The sequence below is a fragment of the Sorangium sp. So ce131 genome (assembly GCF_051519095.1).
In the GTDB taxonomy this organism is placed as follows: Bacteria; Myxococcota_A; Polyangia; order Polyangiales; family Polyangiaceae; genus Sorangium.
Genome location: NZ_CP150455.1, coordinates 12,350,053 through 12,366,773, shown reverse-complemented (window position 1 = coordinate 12,366,773; position 16,721 = coordinate 12,350,053). Strand labels below are relative to the sequence as shown.

The following is a 16,721-nucleotide window of genomic DNA, read 5'->3' as shown; positions in this document are numbered from 1 at the left end:
GCGCGGCGTTCATCACGATCGGGGGGCGGTCCGGCGGCGCGGGCGGCCGCGCGAGGGCGCTCGCCGCCGCGGCGCCGCGGCGGCGAGCGCCCCGTCAGTGCTCGACCTTCACGAGGAAGGCGTCCTGCCCTGTCTCGCTCACCAGCGTCGCCGACCCGAAGGTGAGCGTGCCGGCGAAGCTGCCGGCAAGCACCGCGCTGCCTCCGGCAGAGACGGCGAGATCGCTGACGGTCTGGCTGCTCGCGTCGCCGTAGCACCCGGAAGCGAGGAGATTGCCGCCGGGATCCAGCTTGACCAGACACACGTCCGAGGAGCCGGCGCTCGAGAGCGTGCCGACGCCGAAGTCGAGCGTGCCCGACAGGGAGTCCGCGACCGTGATGTTCCGCGCCGCGTCGACGCCGAGGCGCGGCCAGAGCGGCCTGTGCCAGAGATAGTTGCCGGCATCATCGAACTTCGCGACGACGGGGATCGTCCGGCTCGTCCCGTGGGTGGGCGGCGGGGTGACCGGCCCGCCGCCGAGGTCCGTGCCGACCACGACCGTTCCTGAGAACACCATGTCGCCCATGGCATCGAGCGCGACCTGAGCGCCATGGTCGCCGTACTCGGTATTGCAGTACTCCTGGCGGGAGAGCTCGTCGCCTGCAGGGCCGAGCTTCAGCGCCACGAGGCAGCGAGCCATGACATCGTCGCTCGGAGGTCCGACGTAGCGGCTCATGTCGCCGACGGCCGCGATCTCGCCCGCAGGACCCACGTCGACGCCGCTCAGGCCGTCGTTCAAGGGACCTCCGGTATCCATGCTCCAGACGGTGTCTCCGGTCGCGCCCGAGAGCTTCGCGGCGAAGGCGTCGAACTCACCGAACATCGAGATCTCGGCGGAGAGCGGCGCTGCCCCGCCGAGGTCGTACGTGCCGCGGAACGAGCCCACCAGGATCACGTCGCCCGCGCCGTCCACCGCGATGTCGTTCGCGCTGAAGATGTGGCCCGTGTCGGAGATCGAGCGGGTTACGCTGAGGAAGCCCTGGACCCAGATGCTGTTGCCCGACGGATTGAGCTTGACCAGGTAGTTGAACGACATGTAGGGCCCTCCGGAGACGCGCAAGCCGTCCCCGAAGTCCACGGAGGTATCGCCGTACGACCCGAGGAGGACGATGTTCCCGGAAGCGTCCGTGTCGATTCTGTACGCGGCGGTCTCTCGGCCCGGGAACGTCTTCGCGAAGACGAGATGGCCGCTCGGATCGTACTTGGCGACGAACGCCTCGGGAAAGTCGGGCCACTCGGGATCATCGCTCACCTCGGGGACGAGCACGCCGGCGCCGAAGTCGACAGGGGTAGAGAAGCGGCCGGTGACGATCGTGTTGTCCATCGCGTCCACGGCCACGCTGCTGATCGTGACGCCGGCGAGCCGCTTGGCCCAATGCACGGAGATCTCGCCGGCCGCGCAGCCGGTGCCGCCCTCGTTCACCTCGCCGTCGCAGTCGTCGTCGACCGGCGTGTCGCAGGTCTCCACCGACGGCAGGATCTCTCCCTCACACGGGCCCAGGGCCGTGCCCAGGGCGTCGCAGGTCGCGACCCCGGCGGCGCAGAGGCCGACGCCCGCGGTGCCCGGCGGGCCGGAGTAGCAGGGGACAACCTGGTCCGGCAGGCAGGCGCAGCCGGCGCCTTCCTCGTTGACGGCGCCGTCGCAGTCGTCGTCGACCGGGGTCGCGCACGTCTCGGCCGCCGGCAGGACCTCCCCTTCACACGGGCCGAGGGCCGTGCCCAGGGCGTCGCAGGTCGCGGTCCCGGCGGCGCAGAGGCCGACACCCGCGGTGCCCGGCGGGCCGGAGTAGCAGGGGACAACCTCGCCTGGCAGGCACACGCAGCCGGCGCCCTCCTCGTTGACGGCGCCGTCGCAGTCATCGTCGACCGGGGTCGCGCACGTCTCGGCCGCCGGCAGGACCTCCCCTTCACACGGGCCGAGGGCCGTGCCCAGGGCGTTGCAGGTCGCAGTCCCGGCGGCGCAGAGGCCGACGCCCGCGGTGTCCGGCGGGCCGGAGTAGCAGGGGACAACCTCGCCTGGCAGGCACACGCAGCCGGCGCCCTCCTCGTTGACGGCGCCGTCGCAGTCGTCGTCGACCGGGGTCGCGCACGTCTCGGCCGCCGGCAGGACCTGGCCGAGACACGGGCCGAAGCCGCTGCCGTCCTCGTTGCAACGGGACTTGCCGGCCTGACATGCACCGACGCCGACCGTCTCGATGCTGCCGCCGTAGCAGAGGACCTCCGTCCCCGGGATGCAGACGCAGCTGGGGTCGCCCTCGTCCGACGTGCCGTTGCAGTCCTCGTCGCCCGGGGTGGAGCAGCGCTCGGGCGACGGCAGCACCTCGCCCTCGCAGGGGCCGTAGTCGGTGCCGGACTCGTTGCACGTCCGCTGCCCGGCCGTGCAGTCCCCGATGCCCTCGGTGCCCGCCGGGCCGGAGTAACACGCGATCCGGGCGCCGGGTTCACAGACGGTGCCGCTCGAGCTGGAGGTCGTCCCGCCGCCGCCCGCACCGCCGTCGCCGCCGCCGCCCGCACCGCCGTCGCCGCCGTCGCCGCCGTCGCTGACCGGTCGACATCCCGCCATCGAGCTGAGCAGGAATAGCAGCCAGAGACGCCGCTGGAATGCAGCAGCCACGTTGCTCGAACGAACCAGGAGACCTTTGCTCGCACGCATGCGCCCTAGGATGCGCTAGACGCGCTCCTCGTTCAGCGCGTTGAGCCTCCGGACCATCACGAACAAAGCGCCGTGGCTCCAGGCCGCGCCGCTCCGCTCCGACCGCAGCCGGCGAGGCCACGGGGAGCTGCACGGATGTCCCTCTCGCCTTGCGGCCTCGGTCCCTGTGTGGTGGTCCCGGCAGGAGGAGCCATTGCCACCGGATCCAAGCTGGCCAGGCAGACGCCCGGGCAGGCGGCGCGCTCGGGCGTGTCGTCGAGAAGCCATCATGGGCGCGTGGCGTCCGCAACGCCGGCCCTGCTGGCTCGTCCCTGGGCGACACGGTACCAGGAAGATGAGTCGATGTCTGCTGTCGCTCTCGGAGGAGCAGCCCGGCAGTCAACGCGCGTGACGAGGTGGCTTGACGCCGCCACAGGTCGGATACGCCATGCCTCCACCCTACGCTCACCCCGCCTGCTCGCCGGGAGCGGAGCTCTGGCAATTTCGTTCGACGGAGCCGCGAGCGATCGGCGTAGCGTATCTGCATGATCCTGCGACGCGATCGTGTCCTCTCCAGCACGTTGATCTTGCTCCTCGCGTGTGGCCTCTCCGGCTGCGGGAAGTCCTCCACGCGACCTGCGGCTGCGCCCGAGGCCTTCACGCCGAGGCGGTCCGCGGACGATGTCCTCCTCGCAGCGAAGCTGTCGCCCGACACCGCGCCTCGCGTGGCGCTCGAGCTCCACCGGCTCGACGCCTACGCGGTGTGCAACGCGGCGCAAGCGCGCCTCTCCGCCGACGTGCGCGCGAGCGCCGACGTGCGCGCGAGCGCCGACGCGGGGCCGAGCGCGCTCACCGTGGGGAGCCTCGTCATCGGCGGCCTGGGGCTCGCGGGCGGCCTCGTCACCACCGCGCTCTCGGCGGGCCTCGAGGCGAAGCCGATCCCGGCGGACGCGCCGTCGCTCCCCGACGCCGAGCCGCCGGAGGTGGACGGCAAGACCGGGGTGATCGTGGCGGGCGTCGTCACCAGCGTCGTCGTCGCGGGCGCGGTGGCCGGCGTGCTCCTGCTCGCCGGCGGCGACGACGATGATGACGCCCAGAAGCGCAAGCTCGACCTGGGCTCCGCCGGCTCCGCCCCGCGCGGCCTCCTCGGCGCTGTCCGCGCCTTCGAGGCCGAGTGCCCCGACGACCCGCCCGAGAGCGCGCTCGCCACGTGCATCGACAAGGCCCGCGCCCTCAGGACCACCTGCGCGAACCAGCCCTGAGCGGCGCCGCCGGCGCCACGTCGCCGAAGGGCGCCCTGGCCACCTGGGCGCCAGCGTGGGACCTTGCGCGCGAGCACGAGGGAGGACGCATGCTCACGCTCCTCGGGGTCGCGGTCGTGGTCGCCGGCTTCGTCGCCCGGATCAATCCGCTCCTGGTCGTCGCGGCGGCGGCCGTCGTGACCAGCCTCGCGGCGGGGATGAGCCCGGTCCAGGGGATCTCCGCCTTCGGCAAGGCGTTCAACGACAACCGTTACGTGAGCCTGGTCTGGCTCGTCCTGCCGGTCATCGGTCTCCTGGAGCGCTCGGGCCTCCAGGAGCGCGCGCGCGCGCTGGTCTCGCGGGTGAAGACGGCCACGACCGGACGCCTGCTGCTGGTCTACTTCGTCCTGCGACAGCTCAGCGCCGCCCTCGGCCTGACCTCGCTGGGCGGCCACGCGCAGATGGTCCGGCCGCTGATCGCGCCCATGGCCGAGGGCGCGTCCGAGAACCGGTACGGGCCGCTGCCGGACAGCGCGCGCTTTCGTATCCGCGCCTGGTCGGCGGCGGCCGACAACGTGGCGCTGTTCTTCGGCGAGGACATCTTCATCGCCATCGCGTCCATCCTGCTGATCAAGGGGTTTCTCGAGCAGAACGGGATCATCGTCGAGCCGCTCCAGGTGTCGGTCTGGGCCATCCCCACGGCGGTCATGGCGCTCCTCGTCCACGGGACACGGCTGCTCCTGCTCGACCGGCGGCTCCAGCGCGAGCTCGCCCGCAGGGACGCCGGGGAGGCGCGCGAATGATCACGCTCGATCTCGGCTACGCCGTGGCAGGGCTGTTCTTCGCGGCGTCGGCGATCCTGAGCGCGCTCGACCGCGAGCACCCGACGCGCTGGAGGAACAGCCTCTTCTGGGGCCTCCTGGCGGCGAGCTTCCTCTTCGGTTCACGCCTGGGCGACCTCGGGAACGGGGTGCTCGTGATCGCGCTCGTGCTCCTGGCCGGCCTCGGGGGCCTCGGGCAAGGGCGCGCCGCCACCACGACGCGCGAGCAGCGGCTCGCCGACGCCGAGCGCCGCGGAGACCACCTCTTCCTCCCGGCGCTGCTCATCCCGGCGACCGCCCTCCTCGGCACGCTGGTCCTGAAGAGGATCGAGATCCACGGAGCCCCCTTGCTCGAGCCCGGGCAGGCCACGTTGATCTCGCTCACCCTCGGCGTCGCGCTGGCGCTCGCGGCCTCGATGGCGTGGCTGCGACCGCCGCTGCTCGCCCCGTTGCAGGAAGGCCGGCGCCTGCTCGACGCGGTGGGCTGGGCGGCGATCCTGCCCCAGATGCTGGCCGCGCTCGGCGTCGTGTTCGCGGCCGCCGGCCTGGGCGACGTGGTGGGGGAGTTGACCGGGAACGTGCTCCCGCTCGGCAGCCGCCTCGCCGCGGTGGCGGCCTACACGGTGGGCATGGCGGTGTTCACCGTGATCATGGGGAACGCGTTCGCGGCGTTTCCCGTCATGACCGCGGCCGTGGGGTTGCCCCTCATCGTGCGCCGCTTCGGCGGCGACCCGGCCATCGTGAGCGCCATCGGCATGTTGTCCGGCTTCTGTGGGACGCTGATGACGCCCATGGCCGCGAACTTCAACCTCGTGCCCGCCGCGCTGCTCGGGCTGCCCGATCGCGACGCCGTGATCAAGGCCCAGCTCCCCACCGCGCTGCTCCTCCTGGCCGGGAACACCCTCCTCCTCTACCTGCTCACTTAGAGCGGCGGTCACCCGCTTCGGATACGGGCCCAGATCGACGTTTTCGGTGCTCAGCGCACAGGAGTGCGCCTCCGCGCCGAAAACGCCGATCTGGGCCCGTCTCCTGTGCGGGTGACCGCCGCTCTGGGACGCATTGCTGGAGACGGATGAGGACCGCGCTAGAGGCCGAGATCGGTCAGGCCGGGGTGATCGTCTGGCCGGCGGCCTAGCGGCCAGTGGAACTTCCGGGCTTGCTCCGGAATCTGCACGTCGTTGATGCTCGCTTCGCGGCGGCGCATCAGGCCGTGATCGTCGAACTCCCACTGCTCGTTGCCGTGGGAGCGGTACCAGTTGCCGCTGTCGTCATGCCACTCGTAGGCGAAACGCACCGCGATCCGGTTGCCCGTGAACGCCCAGACCTCCTTGATCAGGCGGTAGTCGAGCTCGCGCTGCCACTTGCGGTGCAAAAACGCCTCGATCGACGCGCGGCCCTCGAAGAACTCCGCGCGGTTGCGCCAGCGGCTGTCGACGGTGTACGCCTGCGCGACGCGCGCGGGATCCCGGCTGTTCCAGGCATCCTCGGCCATCCTCGCCTTGCGAGCGGCGGTCTCGGCGGTGAACGGGGGGAGCGGCGGGCGTGAACCGGTAGCTTCCTGGCTCATGGGGCACCTCGACCAAAGTTCGTCGAATCCGCCGACGATGGCAACCCCTTGCTCGCAGCCCCCGGTGGCCCCGCGGAGCGCCGCGCCCCGCCTCGCTCAGAACACGGCCTTGAGGTGCCCGCCCACCGTCGTGAGCACCAGCGTGTACGCGCCGTTGCCCAGGTCGTGCTCCGACTCCGTCACCGTGCGCGGCAAGATCCCCTGCACCCGGACGTCGCCCGAGAGCGACACGCGATCGCTCAGCTTGAAGATGCCGCCGACGTCGCCGATCAGCCGGTGCCCGTCCGGGGACGCCACGTCGATCGTGGTGTCCGGCGAAGCGGCCGACTGATACCCGACCGACGCGGTCGCAGTCACCCCGTCGGTCAACGCCACCTTGGCGCCGGCCTCCACCCACACGGTATCATTCCAGCGACGCGGCAGGGTGACCGTGACCCGGTCGGTGATCCCGAGCTTGGGCTGGGCGAGGTCCGGCGAGGTCGCCTCGACGACGAAGGCCTTGATGTCCGAGTAGAGCACGTAGGAGAGCAGGCCATCGATGCTGAGCCGGTCGTTCACCCGGTAACCGACGCCGGCGGTGAGGCGCTTCGGGAGCGTGAACGAGAGCACGGCGTCGCCCTCGACCAGCGGCTTGTAACGCAGGCCCTGCTCGCTCAGGTCCTGCGTGAAGAACGGGTGGTTCATGTCGATGGCGAACTTGCCTTTGTACCGCATGGCCGCGCTGTGCTGGTAGGTCAGGCCGAAGCGGAGATCCTTGCTCGGGGTGAAGGCGAGCCCGACGTGGAACGAGGCGCCGTGGGAGATCGCCTGCTTCAGCGAGATGGAGCGCGCGAGCACGTCGAGCTCGCGCAGCTCGGACGATGCGTCCGGGCCGAAGTCGTTGTCCTGGTTGAGGTAGGCGAGGCCGTCGCGGAACTCGTTCAATCCGGCGAAGTCCTGCACCTTCGAGAGCTCGGCGAGGCCGCCGACGTACGAGACGCCGGCGCCGAGCGCGAGCTGCTCGGTCAACGTGAGGCCGGCGGCGGCGGTGAGCGAGCTCGCCACGATGAACGCCTGCCGGAGCTGCCAGCGCTGCGCGCCGTCCTCGGGGAAGCTGAGCGCCGCGGCGTAGGGGACGTAGAGGCCGACGCCCACCGTGAGGCGGTTCGGGATGGCCGGGATCGCCAGGAACGCGTTGCCCGTCGGCGCCACCGGGGTCGTCGAGACCGCCTCGGCGCGGCCGGCCTTGCCCGGATCGGCGTTCGCCGGGTCGAGCGGGAGCTTGAACTGCAGGGTGTCCGGGGTCTGGTAGGCGCCGCGCCGCTCGCGCTGGTAGGTCGCGTGGCCGACGATGAGGCCCGCGCCGAGGAGGAGCTCTGGCCGCTTCACGCCCGCGAGCGCGGCCGGGTTCCAGAACACCGCGGCGGCGTCGGCCGACGTGGGGCCCGAGGCGCCGCTCGTGACCCAGGGCGCGTCGATGCCCGAGGCGCGCGCCTCGCCCGCCGTCAGGCCGACGAGGCCTGTCGCGAGCGCGAGCGCGGCGAGTTCACGTCCTGTCCGGCGGCGGGTCCGCGGGGTGGGCAGAGCTCCTGACATGCGACGGGTCCTCACGGTGGGTGGGCCGGCTACTGGATCCGGGTGAGGGTGAGAGAGAGGCGATGCGGGCTCGGCTTGTCGCCGACGGCGATCTGGTAGCGGCGCCCCTCGTCGTCCTCGAAGTAGAGCGCGTCGCCCGGCTTGACCTCCACCTTCTCGTGGAGCACGTCGCCGTCGATCTCCTCCGTCGTCGACCGCTTCTCGGCGAGCGCGGCGTCCGCGAAGAACCCCGGGTTCTTGTAGGCGTACTCGCGCACGGGCGCGCCCTCCGCGTCCCTGCGGATGTCGTCGGGCGCGACGAAGTAGAGGTAGTCGCGCTGGCCGGCGACGCCGCTCTCCGTGCTCCGCTGGTAGAGGTAGAAGTCCGCGTCGCCCGCGGCGTTGTCGTTCAGCTCGATCGCCATGTCCTTGAGGAGCAGCGCGTCCTTCGCGAGGTTCTCCTTGATGCTCGCGACGAGATCGGACGTCTTCACGCCGACCGGCACGTCGCGGACCGTCACCTCGAGGTCGGCTTCGCCCTCGGCGAGGCCGCCGTCGTGCAGGCGCGCCTGGGCCACCTCGACGAGGATGTCCCAGAAGTAGGACGGCGCCGGGCGGCTCTCTTCCGGCACGACGATGCTCTCCTCGACGGCGATCGTGGTCCAGCCGCGCTCGTCGATGCAGACCGCCACCGGCTCGAACTCGCCCGTGGAGGAGCCCTGGGGCCCGTACTTCGTGCAGTGGTCCTCGATCTGCGCCGCCCGGAGCTCGCCGGCGCGGGCGAGGATGTGCTCGAACTCCCAGGGCGGCTGCTCCCATACGGGCGAGTCGCCGCGCGGCGCCGGCTCCTCGCTCGTGCCGCCCGGCAGGTGCATCGGGCTCTCGGGGATGGCCATGGTCAGCTCGCCGATCGCGAGGTGCTTCGCCAGGCCGTTCAGCTCCAGCCAGTCCGGCTTGCTGAAGTCGAACATCGACGCGACCTGGCCAGGGGTGCTGTTGACGCTCGCCACCGCGGCCGCCGTCGCGTCGACCCCCTTGTAGGGCAGCGCCTGGACGTTGACCTGGACCGTCATCGTGAAGTCGTCGAGGGCGGCCTTCACGCCGGAGGTCGCCTTGATGAAGCCGGGGTGCTTCGGCCCGTCGGGGTCGTCCGGGTCGAGCGGCGCCGGGCCGAACTGCGCGGCGAGGCCGGCGAAGTCGGTGACGACGTCGTACAGCGTGACGGGGATTGCGTTTGGCGCGACGGGGTAGACCCCGTCCGGGTGCTCGCTCGTGGGCAGCCCTTTCCGCAGCTGGGTGTTCGGGTGCGTGCTGACCAGGTTCTCCAGGACGGCCTGGGCGGTGATCTCGACCGGGATGATCCGCTCGTTCTCGTCCGCCCCCACGAGGTCGGCGAGGATCTTCGAGGTCGGGATCCCGACGGCGTTGCCGACGCCGAGCAGGTACTCGAGGCTCGTGCCGCGGAGGTCGGCGCTCTCCGGCGTCATGTTGAGGAGCCCGACGAGGTTCCGCGCCGCCGGGGAGAGCGCGTCGACCTCCGCGGGCGGCATGTACATGACCCGGAGCAGGGCGTTCTCGATGAGCGCCGAGATGTCGAGATCGAGCAGCCAGATGCCCTCGAGCGTGGGCCGCGGCAGGGCCTTGAGCTCCTCGAGCGTGAGCTTCTTGGAGAAGTTCTTCGCGTCGAACCGCAGGAACTCGAGCGTGAGGGCGCGGCTCTCGTTCACGCCGAGCGCCGGCGGGGGCGCCTCCTGCTCCACGGTGACCGCGTCGACGCAGCCGGGCACGGCGCACGAGAGCGCGGCCGCGAGCAGGACGCCGGGCCGGGAGAGCCGGCGGCGGGCGGGCAGGGCGGGGCGGGCGGCGGCGCGGGCTTGCGGGACGGGCATGATCAGAGCCTCTTCACGTCGGCGGTGATCTCCACCGGATCGCTGCTGTCGGGCACGTGGAAGTGGACCTCGTAGACGGCGGCCTCGTCGTCCTCCATGTACAGCGTCGTATCGCCCGGCGGCAGCCGGTATTTCTCGCGTGTGGTGTCGGCGACGCCGTCGAGCGCCTTCGTCGAGACCTTGCTCGCCTCGCTGAGATCGGGGCTCGTGTAGAAGCCGGGCTTGGCGTAGCCGTAGGGGCGCGGGGCCTCCGCGCCCTGCTCCGGGGGCCGGAGGTCGTCCTCGGAGACGAAGAACAGGGTCGGCGCGCCGCCCGGGGCGCCGCGGTCATAGAAGAAGTCGAGGGCGTCGCTGTTGACCCAGTAACGGCCGAGGATGATCTCCGCGATCTCCTTGGATTGGCGCTGCAGGGTGTGGCGGAGGCCGGTGATGATCTGGTCGGCGCTGTAGCCGAGGCCCACGTCGTCGAGCGCGTAGGTGGGCTGGACTTTGCCATCGAGGATCTCGGCGTTGCCGTCGCCGGTGGGATCGTGGATGGCGACCTGGGCGACCTCGGTGAGCAGCTCCCAGAAGAACTGCGGATCCGGTATCGGCGGCGGCGGGTCGGAGATGTTGCCGGTGAAGACCGTCCAGCCGCGCGGATCACCGCCCTGGCCGATGGTCACGCCCACCTTGCACATCCCGCCCAAGCGGAAGTAACACCCGGTGAACGGCGCGCGCTCACCGTACGTGAGGTAGGCCGCCTTGCCCACGATGTGCTCGAGCGAGAACGGGGGGGTGGTCCACACCGTGTTCGCGCCGACCGGCATGTCGGGGGAGTTGGCCTTGCAGGCGGGCGTCTCCGTGCACGGCGGCACGGTGGTCGGCAGCTCGCCCAGCGAGATCCGGATATCGATCGTCGGCATCGGGGCGATGCCGCTGATCTGAAGCTTCTCCGCATCTTCGAAGTCGAAGCGGAGCGGGGCCTCACCCTCGCGGAGAAACATGTCGCCGGCGCCCTTCGAGAGGTCGACCCCCGCGACCCGGCGCAGGCCGGACTCGGCGATGACCTTCATCTCGAAGTCGGGCAGGAGGACGTCGCTCTTCGTCGTGAACGTGTCGTCGTCGCGGACGAGCACGCCGGGATGATCGTCGGAGCGCCCGAGCCTCTCGGAGAGCGGCTGGAGGTCGTGCAGGGCCTCGTAGAGGCTGACGGACAACGTCACGCCGTCCGGATCGGAGATGGCCGGGTGCGTGGCGAGCAGCTGCTGCTGGAGCGCGAGGATGAGCTTGTCGAGCGGCACGACCGGGGCCGTCCGGTTGTCGCGTGTGGCCGTCGGCGGGGGCTGCTCGGCCAGATCGAGGGTGATGCTGTCGGCGAGGACGTCGGCGAAGTCGAACGCGAAGGTGCCCGGGTTCTCCTCGAAGATCTGCTGCAGTCCTTCGAGCGACGTCCCGGTCACGTTCGCGTTGGCGGGGGTCATGCCGAGCAGGCGAACGAGCGCGAACGCGGGTGATGTCCGCCACTCCGGCCCGAAGCTCTGGCCGAGCGGGGTCAGCGCGCAGTCATGCTGAGGGTCCGGGTCGTCGTGGTTCCACGAGGGGCCGCACGCGTCCCGGATCTGCTCGAGCGCGTTTCGCAGCAGCCCGGTCGTGTCGACCTCGAGGGCCGTGATCCGCTTGGCGCCCTCCTCCCCGAAGACCTGCATCGCCGTCTGTTTGTTCAGCTTGATCTGGACCGACGGGATCTCCGCGTCGTCGATGCGCATGCGGAACCGGTTCGGCTCCTCGATGACCGGGCCGCCGCCCTGGCCGCCCTCGCCGCCGGCGCCGCCGGCGCCGCCCTGGCCGCCGTCATCGCCGCACGCGGCGAGCGCCGCGAGCAAGAGGAGGGGAACGAGGCCGCGGCGCGCGGCGCCGCGCCGGGAGGCGAGTGCGGGCGGGGAGTGCGTCATGCGAGGGCTCCTCGTCGAGGGATCTGCTCGAGATCCGCTGGAAGAGACGCCCGATGCTACCGGACTTCGACGCGCTAGCCCACTCTGCCTTCGAGATCGTCCTGCGCGTTTCCTGCTGCCTCGGACGGCACGGACGGCTCGTTCGGTGCTGCGACAGGTGGTGAAGGGGCGGACGCAGGCGCACCCACGAGACCGCGCGTCCGGTCGAACAGCGCGCGCAGCAGCTCGAGGCTCGGCTTGCGCTTGCGCGCCGCGATGGCGAGGACCTCCTCGCGGACCGCGGCGTTGATCGGGGTGGCGATGTCGAGGGCGGCGCCGCGCGCGACGACCTCGCCGTTCAGGAAGTCGACCGCGGGCGGGCGGCCGCGCTCGATGGCGGCGAGCATCGAGGAGCGCATGCGGCGGTACCGCGCGCCCACGGCGAGGAGCAGCGCGTGCTTCGCGAAGAGCCCCGGCGAGCCCACGGCGGTGCGCTCGGCGTCGGTGAGGGCGATCCAGTCGAGGTCGATCGTCCCCGCGACCTTCTCGAGGCGCACGCTGGCCGCGCGCGCGACCTGCACGGTCTCGGTCATGACCTCGAGCGCGAGCCGGCGGACGAAGCGGTGCCGGAGGAGCGCGCCGAGGCGGTCGCCGCCGACGGTGCCGAGCGAGGAGATGGCGCAGTTGATGGCGAGCTTCGACCAGCGCGCGCCGGCGAGGTTGTCCGTGACGGTGGTCGGGCCGATCGCCTCGAGGATGCGGGCGAGCTCGTGGAGGCGCGCGTCGCTCGCGCCGTCGAGCCGGCCGAGGACGAAGCCGCCGCTCGAGGTGCGGTCGTACACGCCGGGCTCGACCATCGAGGCGCCCCACGCGATGATCCCCCCGAAGGTGCGCTCCGGGCCGGCGATCCGGGCGATGCGCTCCTCGCAGAGGCCGTTCTGGAGGCAGATCATCGCGCCCGCGGGGGCGAGGTGCGCGACGACGCTGCGCGCGGCCTCCTCGACCTGCGGCGGCTGCGTGGCGAGCAGGATGTAGTCGAACGGCCGCTCGCCCGGGCCGAGCTCGCGCAGGGCGCGGCCGCGCACCGTGCCCGGGCTCGCCTCGCCGCGCACCCGGAAGCCGGCGGCGTTGATGGCGTCCGCGATGAGCGGGTTCGTCGTGAACGCGGTGACGTCGTGGCCCTGCTCGAACAGGTGCGCGGCGATGATGCCGCCGATGCCGCCGCAGCCGACCACGAGCAGCCGGGGCGCAGAGGAGGAACGGGCAGGGGAGGAGCCCGGGGGGAGGTCGGAGGGGGAGGGCGCAGAGGCGGGAAGGGAATCGGTGAAGCTCATGGAGGAGGCCTTACCACTGCGGCGGGGCGGGCTCGACGGGGGTGCAGGGGAGGGGGGAAGGGGACAAGGTGGGCGGAAAAGTGTGAGGGGAGTGGACGGCGAAGGGGGCGGGTCCACCGGGAGCGCCGGGGATGTGCGGTGGCAGCTCGAGAGAGCCTACAAGCGTCCGCAGCGCGTCAGGCGTGTGGAGGAGGTGGTGTCGGGCGCTTTTCGCGGCAGCTCACGAAGACATCACGCTCCGGTGTCCCCCGCTGCCTGGAGCGCCTCGAGCAGGCGCTGGAAGCTCGGGATGTGGCCGGTGCGCGCGCAGCGCGACCGCAACGCCTCGAAGTAGGAGGGCTCGATCACCACGCCCGGGCGCTGCTTCGAGTAGCGGTAGCTGCGCTCGGTGAGCATCGCCTTGAGATACGCCAGGTGGAAGCTGGCCCGCGTGACGTAGCCAGCATAAGCCGGCATCTGTTCGGGATCCTCTGCGCTCACGTCATAGAAGCGCTTGAACTCGACGAGTTGACGCGATTGCGGGCCTGCGCGCAGGAATCCGTCGTGTCCCAGGAACCAGGTCTCGATGCAGCAGTGCTGGACGATGATGCGAATTGTGAGAGATGGATTGGTCCTCGCCATGCGAGTGCCTCGGAGCTCCTCCTGCACGGCGCGGTCGACCTCGGCGTAGCGGGCCTCGTACGTATCCTCGTCCGAATCGATGCAGATCCAGAACTCCTGGACGAGGCCCGGGTGCCCGTCGATGTCCCGGAGGAGGCCCGCGATCCTGCGGTAACACGAGGGATAGCCCTTCCCGCTCACAAGGACGTATCCATCGGCGGTCAAGTCCGCCACGTTGGGCTCGCGACGCAGCGCTGGGAGCCGGTGGCGGAGCCAGGCCTCGTAGACCCTCGGCTCGGTCTCGGCGCCCTCGACGAGGAGGACGAGGTTCATCCCTGGACCCCGTGCTCGTACTCCGGCAGGTTGATGAGACGCGTGAAGCGATCCAGGTGCGAGCGCTCCTCGGCCATCGCCGGGATCCTGCCTGCGTCGAGCACCCGCACGCGGCTCCCCTTCCGGGTGACGATCTTCCAGTGGCTCGGCGGGATCTGCTCGATGATGTAGGGGTGGTGGCTGGTGAGGATGAGCTGGAGGTCCGGCGCCCGGCTCAGGAGGAAGCGCGTCACGGCAGGCAGGCAGTTGACGCCAAGGCTCGACTCCAGCTCGTCGATGAGCACCACCGTGCCGGGAGGAGCGAACGACAGGTGGACGAGGAAGGATAGATAGCGCTGCATGCCGGAGGACATGTCGGCGAAGTAGACCCACTCGTCGACGCCGGACTCCTTCACGGCGAGGGCAACGCTGTAAATTTTTCCCTCCGCGAAATCCGGCCCGAGGGCGTAATAGCGTCGGACTGCGAGCCGCTCGACGGTCGGGAACGCGTCCAGGAACGCCTCCTCAATCCCGGCGAACGTCCCTGGAAACACCTCCTGGAGAAGCTCGGCCTTGTGGTGCAGGGGCAACGAGAAGTCCGCGCCGAGATCGGCAGCGGAGGGATAACGTTGCTTCTGATGCTCGAATGAAGATCTGAGCTGCACTCCGTGGCTCGGTAACGTCTCGAGCGCTCGATAAATGCAGCGGGAGAACGCCACGTAGAGCGGTTGCATCACCGGGTCCTCCTTGAGGACGGCGATCGCGCTCTTCGCCCGGTCCAGCTTTGGAATTGCTTGCGCGTTCAGAAGAAAGCGCTCTGGCGTACGCTCCACGAGCGGCCGCTCTCCCTGGTGGATCCGCTCACTCCTGACGAGCGGGGGCTCGGCGGCATGCAAGGCGCCTTGGTCTTCCGAGCCTATCCATACACGCGGCTCCAGCTCGGCTTCCCAGCGGTACGTCACGCCTTCGTGCTCGAAGCCGATCGCGAAGCTCGCCCCGCGAATGGCCTCGATGTGTTCACCCGCTTCTTTGTCTCCGAGCGCGACCGCGCAGACCTGCTCGATTGCCCGTACAATCCGCGTCTTGCCCGCTCCGGACACGCCGACCAGCAGGTTGAACGGCTCGAGCGCCATTGGTTCGAGCGTCCAGCCATGCTGCGCGCCCTGGAGCTCGAAGGTCAGGATCCTCATGCAGCGAGGAGTCTACGCGCTCGTCCCATCCCGGCCAACCCGGGAGCCCTGCCGGGATTCCCGCGGGCGGAGCACGTCCCTCGGCTTGTCGGTTCGCCCCGACGCTTTTCCCCCCGCCTGACGGGTCGGCCCAGCGCTCTCGGAGCCCGAGCTTGCCCTCTCTGTGTCCGCGGGCGTACCAGCGCCTAGATTGTGGAGCGGGAGACGGGATTTGAACCCGCGACGTCAACCTTGGCAAGGTTGCACTCTACCACTGAGTTACTCCCGCAGACGCCGTCCCCGCGAACCGGGAAACCACGTCTTTCGGCGCTTGCCCGGGATCCCGGGCCTGCGCCGAGGCACCCGCGGAGGTCGCCTCCGCCGATGCGTGGCGGGTGACTACCAACCGGCGTTGCCCCAGTCAAGCACGGAAGCGCACGATCCGAAGCCCTCCCGACGGACGGCGCGACCCGGGCGTTCCCAAGCTGCCCGCGTCGGCCCCCCGCTCCCGGGCCGTGCGCGTCGCGCTCCGTCGCCGCGCGGGGCCCCCTCCTGTCCCGCCGCTCCCTCAGTCGGCCGGCGCGAGCACCTGGATCGCCCTCGGCTCCAGCGTCACCGTGAGCGGCAGGCGCCCGAGCGGCTCGCCGTCCACGTCGAGCAGGAACACGGGCTCGACGTCGCGGTTCAGCAGCGTGAGCTCGATGCGGTCGCACTGGAAGTGGCGGACGTCCGGGTGGCGGATGTGCGACCCCGTGTACATGCCGGTCGACACGGCCGCGAAGCGGACGGGGGGCGCGCCGCCCAGGTCGATGACGTCGAACACGCCGTCGTCGGCCCTCGCCATCGGCGCGACCTGCATGCCGCTGCCGAAGAAGCGGCCGTTGCAGATGGCGACGTTGCGCGTCGCGAGCTCCAGCTCGCGGGTCTCCCCGCGCAGCGCCGCGACACAGCGCACGCGGCCGACGCGGCTCCGGACCAGGCCCCGGAGCGACGCCATCGTGTACGCGAGCGTGTTGCCGAGCGCCCTCGACGTCTGGCTGACGATCTGGTCGACCAGGCCGCCCATGCCCGCGGACAGGACGTTGATGAAGAACGCCTCCGCGCGCTCGCCGCCGTGCGTCTCGTACGAGATGCGGCCGACGTCCAGCGGGCGCGCGCTGCCGCTCGCGATCGCCGTGCAGAAGCGGTCGAGCCGGCGGTTCAGCTTCAGCGTCCGGCAGAGATCGCCGCCGGTACCCGCGCCGATGATCCCGAGCCGCGTGCCGGTGGCGCCCCGGTCGCGCGCCTGCATGAGGCCGTTCACCACCTCGTGGATGCTGCCGTCTCCGCCGACCGCGACGACGGTCTCGCGGCCGTCGAGCGCGGCCTCGCGCGCGAGGTCGACGGCGTGGCGCGCGCGCTCGGTGCGCGCCACGTCGACCTCGCCGAGGATGCGCCGGATGGGCGCGAGCATGCCGTCGAAGATCTTGCCGGTCTTTCCGCCGCTCGACTGCGGGTTCACGATCAGGAGGGGGCGCATGCGCGCACCGATGCTAGATGCCGCGGGCAGCCCAGGGCGAGGTGTTTTTGTGGCCGACCGCCGCGCCTCCGCCGGCGAGGCCCGCGCGCCCGCAGCCCGCGGAGGGGCCGCGCCCGGCGCGCCGCGGGCAT

At 71.1% G+C, this 16,721-nt stretch carries 12 protein-coding genes and 1 tRNA gene; 3 read left to right on the top strand and 10 right to left on the bottom strand.

The genetic code is table 11. The annotated features are described in order from the left end of the window. Window positions 1-94: 94 nt before the first annotated feature. Window positions 95-2,602 (bottom strand): MopE-related protein, encoded by a 2,508-nt coding sequence (locus WMF43_RS45000; RefSeq protein WP_437674630.1) that lies wholly within the window; start codon window positions 2,600-2,602, stop codon window positions 95-97. 614 nt (window positions 2,603-3,216) lie between these two features. Here WMF43_RS45000 and WMF43_RS44995 point away from each other — a divergent pair. The 3 genes from WMF43_RS44995 (at window position 3,217) to WMF43_RS44985 (ending at window position 5,659) form a co-directional block, all read left to right on the top strand. Further along, a complete protein-coding gene (locus tag WMF43_RS44995) occupies window positions 3,217-3,933 on the top strand; it encodes a transcriptional regulator (protein ID WP_437674628.1) in 717 nt (238 codons plus the stop codon). Window positions 3,934-4,022: 89 nt separating this feature from the next. Next, window positions 4,023-4,715 (top strand): DUF969 domain-containing protein, encoded by a 693-nt coding sequence (locus WMF43_RS44990; RefSeq protein WP_437674626.1) that lies wholly within the window; start codon window positions 4,023-4,025, stop codon window positions 4,713-4,715. Next, on the top strand, window positions 4,712-5,659 hold the full coding sequence (locus WMF43_RS44985) for a DUF979 domain-containing protein (protein WP_437674624.1): 948 nt from the start codon (window positions 4,712-4,714) through the stop codon (window positions 5,657-5,659). Before WMF43_RS44990 ends, WMF43_RS44985 begins: the two co-directional genes overlap by 4 nt. A 158-nt stretch (window positions 5,660-5,817) precedes the next feature. Here the strand turns inward: WMF43_RS44985 and WMF43_RS44980 are convergent, their stop codons facing one another. From WMF43_RS44980 to WMF43_RS44940, 9 genes are all read right to left on the bottom strand, one after another. Further along, entirely contained in the window at window positions 5,818-6,300 is a 483-nt protein-coding gene (locus WMF43_RS44980; protein WP_437674622.1) for a DUF1348 family protein, read from the bottom strand. A 96-nt stretch (window positions 6,301-6,396) separates the two neighbouring features. Further along, window positions 6,397-7,875, bottom strand: coding sequence for an OmpP1/FadL family transporter (locus WMF43_RS44975; RefSeq protein ID WP_437674620.1), 1,479 nt, complete (start codon window positions 7,873-7,875; stop codon window positions 6,397-6,399). 29 nt (window positions 7,876-7,904) lie between these two features. Beyond that, a complete protein-coding gene (locus tag WMF43_RS44970) occupies window positions 7,905-9,743 on the bottom strand; it encodes an acetyltransferase (protein WP_437674618.1) in 1,839 nt (612 codons plus the stop codon). A gap of 2 nt (window positions 9,744-9,745) precedes the next feature. Then, a complete protein-coding gene (locus WMF43_RS44965; RefSeq protein ID WP_437674616.1) occupies window positions 9,746-11,677 on the bottom strand; it encodes a hypothetical protein in 1,932 nt (643 codons plus the stop codon). Window positions 11,678-11,751: 74 nt separating this feature from the next. Further along, window positions 11,752-12,990, bottom strand: coding sequence for a ketopantoate reductase family protein (locus WMF43_RS44960; protein WP_437674614.1), 1,239 nt, complete (start codon window positions 12,988-12,990; stop codon window positions 11,752-11,754). A gap of 231 nt (window positions 12,991-13,221) precedes the next feature. Next, a complete protein-coding gene (locus WMF43_RS44955; RefSeq protein ID WP_437674613.1) occupies window positions 13,222-13,923 on the bottom strand; it encodes a hypothetical protein in 702 nt (233 codons plus the stop codon). Next, the gene (locus WMF43_RS44950) at window positions 13,920-15,092 is read right to left on the bottom strand and encodes an AAA family ATPase (protein WP_437674611.1); all 1,173 of its coding nucleotides are present in this window, start codon (window positions 15,090-15,092) and stop codon (window positions 13,920-13,922) included. The genes WMF43_RS44955 and WMF43_RS44950 overlap by 4 nt, the downstream gene beginning before the upstream one ends. 193 nt (window positions 15,093-15,285) lie before the next feature. Further along, window positions 15,286-15,360 (bottom strand) — tRNA-Gly (locus WMF43_RS44945). A 279-nt stretch (window positions 15,361-15,639) separates the two neighbouring features. Then, window positions 15,640-16,590, bottom strand: coding sequence for a diacylglycerol/lipid kinase family protein (locus WMF43_RS44940; RefSeq protein WP_437674609.1), 951 nt, complete (start codon window positions 16,588-16,590; stop codon window positions 15,640-15,642). Window positions 16,591-16,721: the final 131 nt, after the last annotated feature.